General features: G+C 74.1%; 13 protein-coding genes. 9 read left to right on the forward strand and 4 right to left on the reverse strand.

What is annotated here, in order from left to right:
* The first annotated feature begins 92 nt into the window (after window positions 1-92).
* From NP777_RS09685 to cobM, 8 genes are all read left to right on the forward strand, one after another.
* Complete coding sequence (locus tag NP777_RS09685) at window positions 93-1,352, forward strand: cytochrome P450 family protein (protein ID WP_256649681.1); 1,260 nt, start codon at window positions 93-95, stop codon at window positions 1,350-1,352.
* Window positions 1,353-1,650: 298 nt separating this feature from the next.
* Window positions 1,651-3,534 carry a methylmalonyl-CoA mutase small subunit gene (gene mutA, locus NP777_RS09690; RefSeq protein ID WP_256649682.1) on the forward strand — a complete coding sequence of 628 codons (1,884 nt, stop codon included), beginning with the start codon at window positions 1,651-1,653 and terminating at the stop codon, window positions 3,532-3,534.
* A complete protein-coding gene (scpA, locus tag NP777_RS09695; RefSeq protein WP_256649683.1) occupies window positions 3,534-5,762 on the forward strand; it encodes a methylmalonyl-CoA mutase in 2,229 nt (742 codons plus the stop codon). The genes mutA and scpA overlap by 1 nt, the downstream gene beginning before the upstream one ends.
* On the forward strand, window positions 5,762-6,814 hold the full coding sequence (gene meaB / locus NP777_RS09700) for a methylmalonyl Co-A mutase-associated GTPase MeaB (protein WP_256649684.1): 1,053 nt from the start codon (window positions 5,762-5,764) through the stop codon (window positions 6,812-6,814). Before scpA ends, meaB begins: the two co-directional genes overlap by 1 nt.
* Window positions 6,807-7,565, forward strand: a complete 759-nt coding sequence (locus NP777_RS09705) for a (2Fe-2S)-binding protein (protein WP_256649685.1) — start codon at window positions 6,807-6,809, stop codon at window positions 7,563-7,565. Before meaB ends, NP777_RS09705 begins: the two co-directional genes overlap by 8 nt.
* A 122-nt stretch (window positions 7,566-7,687) precedes the next feature.
* A complete protein-coding gene (locus NP777_RS09710; protein ID WP_256649686.1) occupies window positions 7,688-8,572 on the forward strand; it encodes an acyltransferase in 885 nt (294 codons plus the stop codon).
* Between the two features lie 50 nt (window positions 8,573-8,622).
* Complete coding sequence (gene cbiE / locus NP777_RS09715; RefSeq protein ID WP_256649687.1) at window positions 8,623-9,918, forward strand: precorrin-6y C5,15-methyltransferase (decarboxylating) subunit CbiE; 1,296 nt, start codon at window positions 8,623-8,625, stop codon at window positions 9,916-9,918.
* Complete coding sequence (cobM, locus tag NP777_RS09720; RefSeq protein ID WP_256649688.1) at window positions 9,915-10,685, forward strand: precorrin-4 C(11)-methyltransferase; 771 nt, start codon at window positions 9,915-9,917, stop codon at window positions 10,683-10,685. Before cbiE ends, cobM begins: the two co-directional genes overlap by 4 nt.
* Before the next feature lie 105 nt (window positions 10,686-10,790).
* Here cobM and NP777_RS09725 read toward each other — a convergent pair whose 3' ends face one another.
* Window positions 10,791-11,939 carry a cobalt-precorrin-5B (C(1))-methyltransferase gene (locus NP777_RS09725; protein WP_256649689.1) on the reverse strand — a complete coding sequence of 383 codons (1,149 nt, stop codon included), beginning with the start codon at window positions 11,937-11,939 and terminating at the stop codon, window positions 10,791-10,793.
* A gap of 59 nt (window positions 11,940-11,998) precedes the next feature.
* Here NP777_RS09725 and NP777_RS09730 point away from each other — a divergent pair, with 59 nt between their 5' ends.
* A complete protein-coding gene (locus NP777_RS09730; RefSeq protein WP_256649690.1) occupies window positions 11,999-12,757 on the forward strand; it encodes a cobalt-precorrin-6A reductase in 759 nt (252 codons plus the stop codon).
* A gap of 34 nt (window positions 12,758-12,791) precedes the next feature.
* Here the strand turns inward: NP777_RS09730 and NP777_RS09735 are convergent, their stop codons facing one another.
* Genes NP777_RS09735 through NP777_RS09745 form a run of 3 tightly spaced genes read right to left on the reverse strand, consistent with a single transcriptional unit; the run spans window position 12,792 to window position 16,623 of the window.
* The gene (locus tag NP777_RS09735) at window positions 12,792-14,423 is read right to left on the reverse strand and encodes a precorrin-2 C(20)-methyltransferase (protein ID WP_256649691.1); all 1,632 of its coding nucleotides are present in this window, start codon (window positions 14,421-14,423) and stop codon (window positions 12,792-12,794) included.
* Window positions 14,420-15,070, reverse strand: coding sequence for a precorrin-8X methylmutase (locus tag NP777_RS09740; RefSeq protein WP_256649692.1), 651 nt, complete (start codon window positions 15,068-15,070; stop codon window positions 14,420-14,422). The genes NP777_RS09735 and NP777_RS09740 overlap by 4 nt, the downstream gene beginning before the upstream one ends.
* Window positions 15,067-16,623, reverse strand: a complete 1,557-nt coding sequence (locus NP777_RS09745) for a nitrite reductase (RefSeq protein ID WP_256649693.1) — start codon at window positions 16,621-16,623, stop codon at window positions 15,067-15,069. The genes NP777_RS09740 and NP777_RS09745 overlap by 4 nt, the downstream gene beginning before the upstream one ends.
* Window positions 16,624-16,637 lie beyond the last annotated feature (14 nt).

The raw sequence follows: 16,637 nt of genomic DNA on the forward strand, positions 1-16,637 counted from the left end.
ACTATTCACCACCGGCGTGCACATCGCCTGGACGGGCTGGAATGGTCCACCCGTCCAGGCGCGGGGGACGCCACGGCCTAGAGTCGGGATCCATGCAGAACACCGCGAACGCCGCCGGAACGGACGGCCCGGAGCTCGTTGACACCGCCCCGCTGATCGAGGACCTCTACCCGGCCCTGGCCAAGCTGCGCGAGGCCGGCCCGGTCCATCGGATCGCCGGCACCGACGGACGCCCCGCCTGGCTGGTGACCCGTTACGAGGACGTGCGGCGGCTGTTCGCCGATCCGCGCCTCGCCCTGGACAAGCGCCACGCCGCACCGGGCAACTACAGCGGCTTCTCCCTGCCGCCCGCCCTCGACGCCAACCTGCTCAACATGGACCCGCCGGACCACTCCCGGGTGCGCCGGCTGGTGGTCAAGGCGTTCACCCCCGGCCGCGTGGAGAAGATGCGCGAACCGGTCCGACGGGTCGCCGAGGAGCTGCTCGACGCCATCGAGTCCGACGGCCGCGCGGACCTCCTGGCCGCCTACGCCGGGCAGTTGCCCATCATCGTCATCTGCGATCTGCTCGGCGTCCCGCAGCGCGACCGGCGCGACTTCCGGGCCTGGAGCGACGCCCTGATCACCCCCGATCCGGCGCGGCCGCAAGCGGCGAAGGAAGCGGTCGGCAGCATGCTGCGCTTCTACACCGAGCTGATCGCGAAAAAGCGCGCCGAGCCCGCGGACGATCTGCTCTCGGATCTGATCCGGGTCCGTGACGACGAGGCCGGGGACGGCGGCGGAGCCGGGGACGGTGGCGGGGACGGCGGCGGCAGGCTCAGCGAGGACGAACTGACCTCGCTCGCCTTCCTCATCCTCCTCGCGGGCTACGAGAACACCGTCCACCTCATCGCCAATTCGGTGCTCACCCTGCTCGACAACCCCGCGGTCCTCCAGGAGCTGCGCGAGGATCCGAGCGGTCTCGCGGCCGCCTTCGACGAGCTGGCGCGGTACGAGGGCCCGGCGGCGCTGGGGATCCGCCGCTTCCCGCTGGAGGACATCGAGATCGGGGGTGTCACCATCCCCGCCGGGGAGACCGTGCTGCTGTCGGCGGCCTCGGCCCACCGTGACCCGGCCCACTTCAAGGATCCGGACGAGTTCAATCCACATCTTGGCCGGTCCGGTCACCTTGCGCTCGGCCATGGCATCCACTACTGCCTCGGCGCGCCGCTGGCCCGAATGGAGATCGAAACCGCTCTGGCCGCGCTGCTTCGCCGTTTCCCGGGGCTGCGGCTGGACGTCCCGAGGGATCAGCTCCGATGGCGGCGGACGATCCGCGCGCGTGGCCTGATCTCACTGCCTGTCGCATGGTGATCGGGGGAAGCGAACAGGTTTTTGATGCATAACCCCCCGCCGATGCGGTAAAAAGGTCTTCGAGCCCGCCCGGTGTGCATCCCCCGTCGCACCGGGCGGGTCTCTGTGTGTCCGGGGCGACGGCAGCGGACCGGGCACCCGGCCGGCGCCTGGCGGCGGGTCCGTCCGCCTCACCCACCCCGGCCGTGGACGGCCGTTACCCCGGAAATCCCTAGTGCTCACCCCTGAGATCACTAGAGAGTAAGCTCACAGCCCCAATCACTGCTCCGGCTTTAGCGGACCCCATTAGCCTCCTCCTATGACGGTCCTGCCCGACGGGCTTCCCCTAGCCGACGATTTCCCGGAAGTGACGCGAGACCAATGGCGCCACCTCGTCGAAGGCGTGCTGCGTAAAACCGGCACTTCGGACGCCGTGGGTGCCGAGGCCGAACAGGCCCTCGCGACCGCACTCGAGGACGGAATCACCGTCCAGCCTCTCTACACCGCCGACGACGCCCCCGAGGACGCCGGATTCCCCGGCTTCGCGCCCTTCGTGCGTGGCGGCCGGGCCGAGGGCTCCGCCGTATCCGGCTGGGACGTGCGCCAGCGCCACGCCCACCCCGATCCGGCCCGCACCAACCAGGCGATCCTCGCCGACCTGGAGAACGGCGCCGGTTCGGTCTGGCTCGCGGTCGGCGCGGCCGGGGTGCCCGTGGACGCCCTGCCCGAGGCGCTGAAGGGGGTCTATCTCGACCTCGCCACCGTCGCCCTCGACGCGGGCGCCGACTTCGAGGACGCCGCCCGCGCCCTGCTGCGGCTCTACGCCGACCGCGAGGTGCCGCCCGGCGCCGCGCTCGGCAACCTCGGTGCGGACCCGCTGGGCCTCGTGGCCCGCACCGGACGCGACGAGGGCCTGGCCGGACGGCTGGCCGCCGCCGCCGACCTCGCGCTGACCTGCGACCGCGACCACCCGGGGGTGCGGGCGTTCGCCGTGGACGCGCTGCCGTACCACGAGGCGGGCGCCGGGGCCGCCCAGGAGCTCGGCTGCTCCCTCGCCGCCGCCGTGGCCTATCTGCGCACCCTCACCGAGGAGGGGCTGAGCGTCGAAGCCGCCTGCGCGCAGCTGGAGTTCCGCTACGCGGCCACCGCCGACCAGTTCCTCACCATCGCCAAGCTCCGGGCCGCCCGGCGGCTGTGGGCGCGCGTGGCGCAGGCGTGCGGCGCGTCCTCCGAGGCGCGTGCCCAGCGCCAGCACGCGGTGACCTCGTCGGTGATGATGACCCGGCGCGACCCTTGGGTGAACATGCTGCGCACCACCGTGGCCACCCTCGCCGCGGGCGTCGGCGGCGCGGACGCGGTCACCGTGCTGCCCTTCGACAGCGCCATCGGCCTCCCCGACGACTTCGCCCGGCGCATCGCCCGCAACACCTCCACGATCCTGCTGGAGGAGTCGCATCTGGCCCGGGTGATCGACCCGGCCGGCGGCTCCTGGTACGTCGAGAAGCTCACCGACGACGTCGCCCGCGCCGCCTGGGCCTGGTTCCAGGAGATCGAGCGCGCCGGGGGCATGGCCGCAGCCCTCGCCTCCGGGCTGGTCCGCGACCGGCTCGCGGACACCTGGGCCCGCCGCGGCCGCGCACTGGCCCGCCGCAAGGAGCCGATCACCGGCGTCAGCGAGTTCCCGAACCTCGCCGAGCGGCCCGTCGAGCGCGACCCCGCGCCCGAGCGGCCCGGCGGCGGACTGCCGAGGGTGCGCCGCGACGAGGCGTACGAGGCGCTGCGCACCCGCTCCGACGCCCATCTGGCGGCCGAGAGCGGCCGGCCCAGGATCTTCCTGGCCGCGCTGGGCCCCGCCGCCGCGCACACCGCCCGCGCCTCCTTCACCGCCAACCTCTTCCAGGCGGGCGGGATCGAGGCGGTTCACGAGCCGGTCACCGTGACCGCGGAGACGGTCGCCGAGGCGTTCACCGCCAGCGGCGCCCGCGTGGCCTGCCTGTGCTCCAGCGACAAGCTGTACGCGGAGGAGGCGGCCGCCGTGGCCGAGCGGCTGAAGGCGGCCGGGGCGACCCGGGTCTACCTGGCCGGACGGCCGGGGGCACAACAGGACGAGTACGAGCGGGCCGGAGTGGACGGATACGTCTTCGCGGGCTGCGACGCGGTCGAGGTGCTCACCTCGGCTCTGGACACCATGGGGGTGGCGTGATGACGGGCTCTTCGCTGGAGCCCGGGAAGATCCCGGACTTCTCGGCGGTCGATCTGGACGGACCGGCCGAGGGCCCGGTGCCCAGCTCCGATGACTGGGCCGCCGCGTTCCAGAACGGTGCGGGCAAGGGCGTCGAGGACCTGGTGTGGGACACCCCCGAGGGCATCGGGGTCAAACCGCTCTACACCGCCGAGGACCTCGAGGGCGTCGACTTCCTGGGCACCTACCCCGGCGCCGCGCCCTATCTGCGCGGCCCGTACCCGACGATGTACGTCAACCAGCCCTGGACCATCCGGCAGTACGCGGGCTTCTCCACCGCCGAGGAGTCCAACGCCTTCTACCGCCGCAACCTCGCGGCCGGCCAGAAGGGCCTGTCGGTCGCCTTCGACCTGCCCACCCATCGGGGCTACGACAGCGACCACCCCCGGGTCACCGGTGACGTCGGCATGGCGGGCGTGGCCATCGACTCCATCTACGACATGCGGCAGCTCTTCGACGGCATCCCGCTGGACCGGATGAGCGTGTCGATGACGATGAACGGCGCGGTGCTGCCCGTGCTCGCGCTCTACATCGTGGCCGCCGAGGAACAGGGCGTACCGCCCGAGAAGCTGGCCGGGACCATTCAGAACGACATCCTCAAGGAGTTCATGGTCCGCAACACCTACATCTATCCGCCGCAGCCGTCGATGCGGATCATCTCCGACATCTTCGCCTTCACCTCGCAGCGGATGCCGCGCTACAACTCCATCTCCATCTCCGGCTACCACATCCAGGAGGCCGGGGCCACGGCCGATCTGGAGCTGGCGTACACCCTCGCGGACGGTGTGGAGTATCTGCGGGCCGGTCGGGACGCCGGGATGGACGTGGACGCCTTCGCGCCCCGGCTGTCGTTCTTCTGGGCCATCGGCATGAACTTCTTCATGGAGGTCGCCAAGCTGCGCGCGGCGCGGCTGCTGTGGGCCAAGCTGGTCAAGCAGTTCGACCCGAAGAACCCCAAGTCGCTGAGCCTGCGCACCCATTCGCAGACCTCCGGCTGGTCGCTGACCGCCCAGGACGTCTACAACAACGTGGCGCGCACCTGTGTGGAGGCCATGGCCGCCACCCAGGGCCACACCCAGTCGCTGCACACCAACGCGCTGGACGAGGCGCTCGCGCTGCCCACCGACTTCTCCGCGCGGATCGCCCGCAACACCCAGATCCTGCTCCAGCAGGAGTCGGGCACCACCCGGGTCATCGACCCCTGGGGCGGCAGCGCCTACGTCGAGAAGCTGACGTACGACCTGGCGCGGCGGGCCTGGCAGCACATCGAGGAGGTCGAGGCGGCCGGCGGCATGGCCAAGGCCATCGACGCGGGCATCCCCAAGCTGCGCGTCGAGGAGGCCGCGGCCCGCACCCAGGCGCGGATCGACTCCGGGCGCCAGCCGGTGATCGGCGTCAACAAGTACCGGGTCGACAGCGATGAGGCGATCGAGGTCCGCGCGGTCGACAACTCCGTGGTACGGGCCCAGCAGATCGAGAAGCTGCGGCGGCTGCGCGCCGAGCGCGACGAGGCCGGCTGCCAGGACGCGCTGCGCGCCCTGACCGCGGCCGCCGAGTCCGGTCCTGGCGCCGGTCTGGAGGGCAATCTGCTGGCGCTGGCCGTGGACGCCGCCCGCGCCAAGGCCACCGTGGGCGAGATCTCCGACGCGCTTGAGAAGGTCTACGGGCGCCACTCGGGCCAGATCCGTACGATCTCCGGTGTGTACCGAGACGAGGCCGGAAAGTCGTCCGGCGTGGACCGCACCCGCACGCTGGTCGAGGCGTTCGAGCGCGAGGAGGGCCGCCGCCCCCGCATCCTGGTCGCCAAGATGGGCCAGGACGGACATGACCGCGGCCAGAAGGTGATCGCCACCGCCTTCGCCGACCTGGGCTTCGACGTCGACGTCGGCCCGCTGTTCCAGACCCCCGAGGAGGTCGCGCGGCAGGCGGTGGAGGCCGATGTGCACATCGTCGGCGTGTCGTCGCTCGCGGCCGGTCACCTCACGCTGGTGCCCGCGCTGCGCGAGCAACTGGCCGAGGCGGGGCGCGAGGACATCACGATCGTGGTCGGCGGGGTCATCCCGCCGCAGGATGTCCAGACCCTGCACGAGGCCGGGGCCGCCGCGGTCTTCCTGCCGGGCACGGTCATCCCGGACGCCGCCCACGACCTGGTGCGGAAGCTGGCCGCCGACCTCGGCCACGAACTGTAATGCCACGGACGATCGACATCGAGGAGTATGCCAAGGGCGTGCTCGACGGCAAGCGCGCGTACATCGCGCGTGCGATCACGCTCGTCGAGTCCACCCGCCCCGACCATCACGACCTCGCCCAGCGGCTGCTGGTCGAACTGCTCCCGCACACCGGCGGGGCCCGGCGGATCGGCATCAGCGGGGTGCCCGGTGTCGGCAAGTCCACCTTCATCGACGCCCTGGGCACCATGCTCACCGGGGTCGGCCACAAGGTCGCGGTCCTGGCCGTCGACCCCTCGTCGACCCGCACCGGCGGCTCCATCCTGGGTGACAAGACCCGGATGGAGCGGCTGGCGGTCGATCCAGGCGCCTTCGTACGGCCCTCGCCCAGCGCCGGGACGCTGGGCGGGGTCGCCCGCGCCACCCGCGAGTCCATGGTCGTCATGGAGGCCGCGGGCTATGACGTGGTGCTGGTGGAGACTGTGGGCGTGGGCCAGTCCGAGACGGCGGTGGCCAACATGGTCGACTCCTTCCTGCTGCTCTCCCTGGCCCGCACCGGCGATCAGCTCCAGGGCATCAAGAAGGGCGTCCTGGAGCTCGCCGACGTCGTCACCATCAACAAGGCCGACGGACCGCACGCACGGGACGCGAAGTCGGCGGCCCGTGAACTGGCGGGCGCGCTACGGCTGTTGCAGCCCCCGGACGCGCCCTGGAACCCGCCGGTGCTCACCTGCAGCGCCCGCGAGTCCACCGGGCTCGATGTGGTGTGGGAGCGCCTGGAGCAGCACCGCCGGGTGCTGGATGCCACGGGCGCGCTGCGCACCAAGCGGCGCGACCAGCAGGTGGACTGGACCTGGTCGATGGTGCGCGACCAGCTGCTCGCGCGGCTGCACGCCCACCCCGAGGTGCGGCGGCTCGGGCCCGAGCTGGAGCAGCGGGTCCGCGAGGGCGCGCTGACGGCCACGCTGGCGGCGGACCGGCTGCTGGAGGCGTTCCAGGGCTCGGCCGACGGTGGCGCGTCCCAGATCCGGGCCGACGGTGGAACGTTCCGGGCCCCGGCCGACGGTGGATGAGGCGCCGCTGCCGGACGCGGCGCGGGTCGGACCGTTCTTCGCACTGCGCACCGGCAGCGGCGATCCGGGTGCGGAGGGGTACGCGCGGATCGGCGAGGCGTACCGGCTGACCGGCACGGGCGCCGCCGGACCGGTGCTGCGCGCCCGGGTCGAGGCGGTCGCCGCGAGTCTGCGCACCGATGAACCGAGGGTCGCGGCATCGCTCGTCTTCCAGGGGCTCGCAGCCCGGGTGTGGTCGCTCGCGCTCGGCCCGGCGGTCCTCTCCGGCGGGGTGCCCCACCTCCGGCCCGACCGGCTGTGGTGGAACCCCGGGCGTGTCGCCCCCGACGACCTGTGGTGGCCCGGCGCGCCGTCCGTGATGGGCGAACCGGGACGACTCGCCGGTCCGGTGGGCACCGCGGCATGCGTCCATCTGGTGCCGCTGCACCAGGCCATCGAGCGGGCCTACCAGGTCTCGGGGCGGCTGCTGTGGGGCAACGCGGCCTCGGCGCTGGCCGGTTCGCTGCGGGTGCTGCACGACTGGTGCCGGGCGCACGGCCGCGCCGAGGCGGCGGACCGGGCCGTCGAGCTGGCACGTGCCCAACTCGGCCACCCGCCGCTGCGCGACGCCGGCACCCTCAGCACCGCGCCCCTCGGCTATCGGCGCCGCAGTTGCTGTCTCTACTACCGGGTGCCGGGCGGCGGGTTGTGCGGCGACTGCGTCTTGCGCGAGGCGCCGGGGCGGGGGATTGGGCGTGGGACGCCGGGGTGAGGCGGACGTTTTCCCGAGGTAGCCGGTCTCTTGAGGTAGCCGGTCTCCCGGTGGGGACGGTCTCCCGGTGGGGACGGTCTCCCGGTGGGGACGGTCTCCCAATGGGCCGATACGGTGGGCGAATGCCGAAGAACGAGAACGTGTTCTCATCCTGGCGGGGCTGGTGCGGACGCGTCACTTCCCGTCTGGTCCACCGCGGCTGGCGTGCCGTGCAGCGGGCCGGCGCGGTGACCGCCGAGCGCCCCGGGCCGTACCGCTTCGGCCGCATCGGCGTCGGCACCCGGCTGGCGTTCCCCCAGGGCACCCTCTTCGGCGAACCGTGGATCGAGATCGGCGAGCACTGCGTCATCGGCGAGCAGGTGACCCTCACCGCCGGCATGATGCCCGATGTGGACCTCGGCCCCGAGCCGGTGCTGCGCATCGGCAACGGCGTGGTGCTGGGCCGGGGCAGCCATGTGATCGCCTCCGTATGCGTGGAGTTCGGCGACGATGTCTTCTGCGGTCCGTACGTCTATGTGACCAGCGACAACCACTCCTACGACGATCCGGACCAGCCCATCGGCCGTCAGTGGCCGCGCTCCGCGCCCGTCCACATCGGCCCCGGCAGCTGGCTGGGCGCGGGCGCGGTGATCCTGCCGGGGGCGCGGCTGGGCCGCAATGTGGTGGTCGCGGCGGGCGCGGTCGTACGGGGCGAGGTGCCCGACCACGCCGTGGTGGCCGGGGCGCCGGCCCGGATCATACGGCGCTGGGCCCCGGACGAGGGCTGGCAGCCGCCGCTGCGCACCCCGGCACCGGTGCCGATCCCGGAGGACATGACCGTGGAGCAACTGCTCGCACTGGCCGAGTTGGAGCGGGAACGGACGCGGGGCGGCGTGGAGTTGGAGCGGGAGCAGGAAAGGGCGCGGGCGCGGGGCGGCGTGGGGTCGGAGCGGGAGCAGGCGGGGGAGCGGGACGTCGAGGTGGCGGGGCAGGGGCTGGAGCGGGAGCCGGGGACCGGGGCGTCGTAGCAGGTCAGTAGAGTTCCGTGGACCGTCCCCGACCCGCGAAGGTGACCACCGTGAGCCCGCCGCCTCCCCCCGTGACCGTGATCGGCATCGGCGCCGACGGCTGGGCGGGGCTCGGCCCCGCCGCCCGCGAGGCGCTGCGCACGGCCGAGGTGGTCATCGGCGGACGGCGCCATCTGGGGCTGCTGCCGCCGGAGTGCCCCGGGGAACGGGTGCCCTGGCCGTCCCCGCTGCGCCCCGCCGTCCCCGGGCTGTTCGCCGCGCATGCCGGGCGGCGAATCTCCGTGCTGGCCAGCGGCGACCCCATGTTCTTCGGCATCGGCCGCACGCTCGCCGAACTGCTGGGCGCCGAGCGGCTGCGGGTGCTGCCCCATCCGTCGTCCGTCTCCCTGGCCGGTGCGCGGCTCGGCTGGGCGCTGGAGGAGACCGAGGTGATCAGCCTCGTCGGCCGCCCCCTGGCCACGCTGAGCCGTGAGCTCTACGCCGGCCGGCGGCTGCTCGTGCTCAGCGCGGGCGCCGACACGCCCGCCGAGGTGGCCGGGTTGCTCGGGGACCGCGGCTTCGGCCCGAGCCGGATGCGGGTGCTGGAGCGGCTGGGGAGCGCGGCGGAGCGGTGTGTGGAGGGCACGGCCGAGGAGTGGCCCCATCCGCCCGGCGACCCCCTCAACGTCATCGCCGTCGACTGCGCCCCGGCGGACGGCGCCCGGCCGCTGTCGCTCACACCGGGGCTGCCCGACGCGGCGTACGATCACGACGGTCAGCTGACCAAGCGCCATGTGCGGGCCGCCACCCTCGCCGCGCTCGCCCCCGCCCCCGGTGAGCTGCTGTGGGACGTCGGCGGCGGCTCGGGCTCCATCGCCGTGGAGTGGATGCGGGCCCACCGCACCTGCCGGGCGATCTCGGTCGAACGCGATCCGGCGCGTGCCGAGCGCATCGGCCGCAACGCCGCCGCGCTCGGTGTGCCCGGGCTGACCGTCGTCACCGGCGCGGCGCCCGACGCCCTGGCCGAACTGCCCACCCCCCAGGCGGTGTTCATCGGCGGCGGCCTGACCGCCCCCGGGGTACTGGAGGCGTGCTGGGCGGCCCTGCCGCCGGGCGGCAGGATCGTCGCCAACACCGTGACCCTGGAGTCCGAGGCGCTGCTCGCCGACTGGTACCGCCGTCACGGCGGCGACCTCGTCCGCCTCGCCGTCTCCCACGCCACCCCGGTCGGGGGGTTCACCGGCTGGCGGCAGGCGATGCCGGTCACCCAGTGGTCCGCCGGCAAACCGCTCGCTTCCCGGGGCCCTGGCGGGGACGCCGCCGATCCCGAGGGATCCGTCGAAGCCGCTCAAGGAGAAACACGATGACGGTGTACTTCATCGGCGCGGGCCCCGGCGCCGCCGACCTGATCACGGTGCGCGGCGCCCGGACCCTGGCCCGCTGCCGGGTGTGTCTGTACGCGGGCAGCCTGGTGCCCCGCGAACTCCTCGCCGAATGCCCGCCGGACGCCCGGCTCGTCGACACCGCCCAGCTCGACCTGGACCAGATCACCGCCGAGTTGATCGCCGCCCACGAGGCGGGCCATGACGTGGCCCGCCTCCACTCCGGCGATCCGTCGGTCTTCAGCGCCGTCGCCGAGCAGATGCGCCGCCTCGACGCGGCCGGCGTTCCGTACGACGTGGTCCCGGGCGTCCCGGCCTTCGCCGCCGCGGCCGCCGCGCTGAAGCGCGAACTGACGATCCCGACCGTCGGCCAGACCGTCATCCTCACCCGCGTCGCCCAGCAGGCCACCCCCATGCCGGACGGCGAGGACCTGGCCACCCTGGGCCGCAGCGGCGCCCTGCTCGTCCTGCACCTCGCCGCCCGCTACGTGGACCGGATCGTCGCCGAACTCCTCCCGCACTACGGCGCCGACTGCCCGGCCGCCGTGGTCGCCATGGCCAGCCGCCCCGACGAACTCGTCCTGCGCGGCACCCTGGACGACATCGCGGCCCAGGTGAAGGCGGCAGGCGTGGTCCGCACGGCGGTCATCGTCGTCGGCCGCACGTTGGCCGCCGCCCAGTTCCCCGACAGCCACCTCTACTCCCCGGCCAGGACCCGCCCCCGCGTCCCCGGCTCCCCGTCCACGACCTGAGCCCGTCGCCCCTTCGGGCGCCGTACGTGGTTCCGCGCGGGCCGCGCCGCGCACGGCGCGCCATGGCGTACCCGGGGCGTGTCGCGTCCCGTGCGCCGATGTGGGTCAGCGTGGCCGGGGGCCGCGGGGTTCCGCGCGGCCCACGATCGTGCCGGCGCGGTCGACGCAGATGACGTCCACCGCCACCGGCGCGCCGCGCAGCACCCCGAGGGCCGTGTCACGGGCCGCCGCCGCGACCAGGTCGCCGAGGGGGACGCCACGGGCGGTGCACAACTGCACCGTCTCCAGGCCGGTGTTGGCCGTGGCCACCGCCTTCGCGAGCTCCTCGTCGGCTCCTCCCCGGCGGGCGAGTTCCGCGAGGAAGCCCTTGTCCACCTGGGACCGGGAGGAGTGCAGGTCCAGATGGCCGGCGGCCAGTTTGGAGAGCTTGGCGAAGCCGCCGGCCACGGTCAGCCGGTCCACCGGGTGGCGGCGCAGATACTTCAGGACCGCGCCCGCGAAGTCGCCCATGTCCAGGAGCGCGTCCTGCGGCAGCCCGTGCACGGCCACCGCCACCTTCTCGGACGTCGAGCCCGTACAGCCCGCGACATGCGTGCGCCCCGCCGCGCGGGCGACGTCCACCCCGCGCCGGATGCTGTCGATCCAGGCCGAGCAGGAGTAGGGCACGACGATGCCCGTCGTGCCGAGGATGGACAGCCCGCCGAGGATGCCCAGGCGCGGATTCCAGGTGGAGCGGGCGATCTCCTCGCCGTGGTCCACGGAGATCTCGATCTCGACGTCACCGGTTCCGCCGTGCCGGGCCGCGACCGAGGCGATGTGGTCGCGCATCATCTGGCGCGGCACGGGGTTGATGGCCGGTTCACCCACCTCGAGCGGCAGTCCGGGCCGGGTCACCGTGCCGACGCCCGGACCGGCCCGGAAGACCACTCCGCTACCGGGCGGCAGAACCCGTACCGTGGCCCTGACCAGCGCGCCATGGGTCACATCCGGATCGTCCCCCGCGTCCTTCACGACCGCGGCCATGGCCCGGTCCGCCGTCAGCTCCTCGGCGGCGAGGGCGAAGGCGGGGCGCTGTCCCTTGGGCAGTTCGATGGTCACCGGATCGGGGAACTCCGCGCCCAGCAGCGCGGTGTACGCGGCCGTCGTCGCGGCGGTGGCACACGCCCCGGTGGTCCAGCCGTGCCGCAGTCCCGACCGCTCAAGCTGAGCGCCCCGCCCCCCGGCCGCCTTGGCCGTCGTCTCCGCCTCAGCCATGGCCGGGCCGCCGCGCATACGATGACGGGCGCACGGACGACGAAAGGCACCCGATCCCGATGAACAGCGCACCGGCGCGCCATGTGCTCATCCTCGGCGGCACCACCGAGGCGCGCCGCCTCGCCGAGGAACTCGCCGACACGCCCGCGCTGCGCGTCACCAGCTCCCTCGCGGGCCGGGTCGCCGCGCCGCGGCTGCCCGTGGGGCAGGTGCGGATCGGCGGGTTCGGCGGCGCCGAGGGCATGGCCCGCTGGCTCCGCGAGCACCAGGTGGACGCGCTCATCGACGCCACCCATCCTTTCGCCGACACGATCAGTTCCCACGCGGCCCGAGCGGCCGCCGACGTCCATGTTCCCCTGCTCGCCCTGCGCCGCCCCGGCTGGGTACCCGGTCCGGGCGACCGCTGGCACTCGGCCGGCTCGCTGGCCGAGGCCGCGCGGCTGCTGCCGGACCTGGGGGAGCGGATCTTCCTCACCACGGGACGGATGGGCCTGGCCGCCTTCGCCCATCTGACCGGGCAGTGGTTCCTGGTCCGCTCGGTCGACGCGCCCGAGCCGCCGGTCCCGCCCCGGATGGAGGTGATCCTCGACCGCGGCCCGTTCACCCTCGAGGGAGAGGCGGAGCTGCTGCGCCGCCATCGCATCGAGGTGCTGGTCACCAAGGACAGCGGCGCCCACGCCACCGCCCCCAAACTCGCCGCGGCCCGCGCCGCCGCCCTCCCGGTCGTCATCATCCGCCGCCCACCCGCCCCCCAGGGCATCCCGATGGCCGAAACCCCGTCCGAAGCCGCCGCCTGGCTGCGGACCACCCTGGCCTGAGCCCGGGTGCCGCACACCAGGAGCCTTCCGGGTGCTATGCCTCCGGGTAGCGGCGCGGGGTCCAGACGATGTCGGTGCCGTCGCCGCGCCGGACCGTACGGGTCTGGGAGGAGCCCACGAGGAGGATCGTGCGCATGTCGACCTGGGCCGGGTCGAGATCGGCCAGCCGGACGATCCGTACGCGTTCCCCGGAGCCGCCGATGTCGCGGCCCAGCACCACGGGCGTGTCGGGGGCACGGTGCTCCAGCAGGAGTTCACGGGCCTTGCCCACCTGCCAGACGCGGCTGCGGGAGCCGGGGTTGTAGAGGGCGAGCACCAGGTCGGCCGCGGCGGCGGCGCGCAGCCGCTCGGCGATGACCTCCCAGGGCTTGAGCCGGTCGGAGAGGGAGAGCACCGCGTAGTCGTGGCCGAGCGGGGCACCGGCCCGTGCGGCGGCGGCGTGGGCCGCCGTCATACCGGGGACGATCCGCACCGGGACCTCGCGATAGGGGTCCTCGCAGGCGGCCTCCAGGACGGCGGTGGCCATGGCGAACACGCCCGGGTCGCCGGAGGACACCACGGCGACACGCCGACCCCGCCGGGCGAGGTCGAGGGCGAACTCGGCCCGTACGGCCTCGACCTTGTTGTCGGAGGCGTGGCGCCGCTGGCCCGGCCGTACGGGCACCCGGTCCAGGTATGTGGTGTAGCCGACGAGGTCCCCGGCGGCGGCCAGCTCGCCGCGCGCCTCGGGGGTGAGCCACAGCGGACCGGCCGGGCCGAGGCCGACGACCACGACCTCGCCCGAGCCGCCGGACGCACCGCTCGGCGCGTCCGCACGGTCGGCGTTCGGCGTGGCCAAGCGGTCGGCGTGCGGTGTGGTCAGACGGTCGGCGTGCGGCGCGTCGCCGCGGTCGGCGCCCGGTGCGTCCCCGCCGTCGGCACGGTCGCCGCGCGGCGCGCCCACGCGGCTCGGCAGCACCGCCAGCGAGAAGTACGGCACCGACTCCGGATCCACCTCCGCCAGCGGGGCGGTCCGCTCCGCGCCCATCGTGGCGCGCTCCACATACCGCGCGTCCGCGAGCCGCCCCGACCGCTCCAGCGCCCGCCGCACCGTCGGGAAGGTCCGGCCGAGCTTCATCACGGCCGCCGCGTCCGCCGTCGCCAGCCGGGCCGTCAACTCCTCCTCCGGCAGCGTGCCGGGGAGGACCGTCAGCACCTCCTCGCCCTCCACCAGAGGTGTGCCGAGCCGGGCGGCCGCCGCGCTGACCGAGGTGACACCGGGGACGACCTCGGTGGGGTAGCGGTCGGCGAGCCGCTTGTGCATGTGCATGTACGAGCCGTAGAAGAGCGGATCGCCCTCCGCGAGCACCGCGACCGTGCGCCCCGCGTCCAGATGCGCGGCGAGCCGGGCGGCCGCGTCCGCGTAGAACTCCTCCATCGCGCCGCGATAGCCGCCCGGATGGTCGGTGGTCTCCGTGGTGACCGGGTAGACCAGCCGCTCCTCGATGTGGTCGGGCCGCAGATGGCGCTCGGCGATGGAGCGCGCGATGCTGCGCCCGTGCCGGGCGCTGTGGTACGCGATGACATCGGCCGCGGCGATGACCTCCACGGCGCGTACGGTCATCAGGGAGGGGTCGCCGGGGCCGAGCCCCACACCGTAGAGCCGGCCCGTCTGCTGCTCGCTCACTCTTCCTCGCTCGCTATCGCGTTGATCGCGGCCGCGGCGATGGCGCTGCCGCCGCGCCGGCCGTGCACCACCAGGTGGTCGAGCGCCGCCGGATGCCCGGCCAGCGCCTCCTTGGACTCGGCGGCGCCGATGAAGCCCACCGGCACACCGATCACGGCGGCCGGGCGCGGCGCGCCCGCCCCGCCTTCTTCGACCATCTCCAGCAGCCGGAACAGCGCCGTGGGCGCGTTGCCGACCGCCACCACCGCCCCCTCGAGCCGGTCCCGCCACAGCTCCAGCGCGGCGGCGCTGCGCGTGGTGCCCATGTGCCGCGCCAACTCCGGTACGGACGGGTCCGAGAGGGTGCAGATCACCTCGTTGTCGGCGGGCAGCCGCTTGCGGGTGATCCCGCTGGCCACCATGCGCGCGTCACAGAGCACCGGCGCGCCGGACCGCAGCGCGGCACGGGCGCGGGAGACCACCTCGGGGGTGTACGCGAGGTCCTTGACCAGGTCGACCATGCCGCAGGCGTGGATCATCCGCACCGCCACCTGGCTGACGTCGGCGGGGAGCCCGCCGAGGTCGGCCTCGGCGCGGATGGTGGCAAAGGACGCGCGGTAGATGGCCGCCCCGTCCTTCTCATAGTCGAACACGGTGTCCTCGATCATGTCGTTCCACGGGCCGCCGCAACGGCGTCGGCCAACTGCTCTGCTGTCACTTCCACGCCGTCCTCCGCCTCCGGCGTGTCCTCCCTCGCGCCGCCCCGCACGGTGACCCGATAGCCCGCGTCGCCGGTCGCCAGCGCGTCCACCCAGCGGCCCCCGGGGTGGCCGCAGCGCCGCTCACAGCCGGAGACGTACACCGGCAGCGGATCGGGCGCGGCTCGGCGGCCGTCGTCGGACGCCGAGCCGCGCATCGGCCGCGGCTCCGAACCGCCCGCGACCACTCGTCCGGCGTCCGGTACCACTTCCGCCGTGCCCGCGGCCTCGCACGCCGTGTCCGCCACCCCGTACGTCGTGTCCGCGGCCTCGTACGCCGTGTCCGCCACCATGCGCGTCGCGTGGGACCGCACATCCGCCAGGGACTTGGCGCAGCCGGGCCGCCCCGTGCACGCGCCGACCCCGAGCCACGGCGAGTCCGGCGTGGTCACCAGCCCCGCGTCGGACAGTTCCGCCAGGGCACCGCGCGTGTCGCCCGGCGCGAACCCGGGGAGCACCACGCCGCGCCAGGGTGTCATACGCAGCTCATCCGCCCCGTCCCGGGAGGCGAGCCCGGCGAGCAGCCGCCACTGTGCGGCGGTCACCCGGCCCAGCGGGAGGGCGACGGACAGCGCGTGGCGCCCGTCCGGACCGGGAACCGGCCCGGGGGCGGGGGGCGCGGCAGAGGCCACCGGCCGGTGCCTCGTCCGTACGGCCTCGACGCCCGCCTCGGCGAGTCGCGCGGCCAAGCCGTCGGCCGTCACGGCGTGTCGGGCGGGGAGTTCACGTACTCGCCACGCCCGGGTTCCGCTCTCCCGTGCCCTCGCCAGAAACTCCACCGCGGCCAGCGCGGCCGCCCGCGCCGCGTCCTCGCTCCGCACCCGGAGGTCGCCACCTCCGGCCGCCCCGCCCGTGGGGACGCCCGCCACGTCCACACCCGCCACCGGCCCCCCGACCCGCAGCACCGCTCCATCACCAGGCGTTGCGATCAATGTCACATCGGCGCCCAACGCGGCCACATCGCCACGCCCGTCGTCCAGTGCGAACAGAAACCTGCCCGACAAGCCCGACAATTCCGCATGCCCCAGCAAAGTGTCGTCGCACAGCACGGCGTCCAACTCCCGTACCCACGCCACCACATCGGCGTGCCCGCCGCCGTCCAGGCCGGAGAGTGGCGACGCCACGATGTTGCGCACCCGGTCATGGCGGTCCGAGGGAAGCAGTCCGGCGGCCCGCAGCCGGGCCGCCAGCTCCGCGCCACACCCCGCCGCCAGGCCGCGCACCTGCGCATTGCCCCGTGACGTGATGTCCAGCCGCCCGTCGCCCAACTCCTCGGCCACCCGCCCCAGCGCCCACGCCTGACGGCCCGTCAGCAATCCGCCCGGCACCCGGATCCGGGCCAGCGAACCATCGTCCGCCGGGTGCAGCCGCAGCGCGCCCGGACAGGCGTCATCGCGCCCGCGCACGGGGGTTTCATCCCCGGATGGGGTGGTTGTCGGGGGGAGGGGCATGGCGGCGAGCATACCGACGATCCGGT

Origin of the sequence: Streptomyces rugosispiralis (genome assembly GCF_024505145.1) — a bacterium.
GTDB lineage: Bacteria > Actinomycetota > Actinomycetes > Streptomycetales > Streptomycetaceae > Streptomyces > Streptomyces rugosispiralis.

Excerpts from the sequence above, each read along its gene's own strand:
- NP777_RS09725 (WP_256649689.1), bottom strand. The coding sequence starts at position 11,939 with ATGGCTGAGGCGGAGACGACGGCCAAGGCGGCCGGGGGGCGGGGCGCT.
- NP777_RS09740 (WP_256649692.1), bottom strand. The coding sequence starts at position 15,070 with ATGATCGAGGACACCGTGTTCGACTATGAGAAGGACGGGGCGGCCATC.
- NP777_RS09685 (WP_256649681.1), top strand. The coding sequence starts at position 93 with ATGCAGAACACCGCGAACGCCGCCGGAACGGACGGCCCGGAGCTCGTT.
- NP777_RS09745 (WP_256649693.1), bottom strand. The coding sequence starts at position 16,623 with ATGCTCGCCGCCATGCCCCTCCCCCCGACAACCACCCCATCCGGGGAT.
- cobM (WP_256649688.1), top strand. The coding sequence starts at position 9,915 with ATGACGGTGTACTTCATCGGCGCGGGCCCCGGCGCCGCCGACCTGATC.
- mutA (WP_256649682.1), top strand. The coding sequence starts at position 1,651 with ATGACGGTCCTGCCCGACGGGCTTCCCCTAGCCGACGATTTCCCGGAA.
- meaB (WP_256649684.1), top strand. The coding sequence starts at position 5,762 with ATGCCACGGACGATCGACATCGAGGAGTATGCCAAGGGCGTGCTCGAC.
- NP777_RS09730 (WP_256649690.1), top strand. The coding sequence starts at position 11,999 with ATGAACAGCGCACCGGCGCGCCATGTGCTCATCCTCGGCGGCACCACC.
- scpA (WP_256649683.1), top strand. The coding sequence starts at position 3,534 with ATGACGGGCTCTTCGCTGGAGCCCGGGAAGATCCCGGACTTCTCGGCG.
- NP777_RS09710 (WP_256649686.1), top strand. The coding sequence starts at position 7,688 with ATGCCGAAGAACGAGAACGTGTTCTCATCCTGGCGGGGCTGGTGCGGA.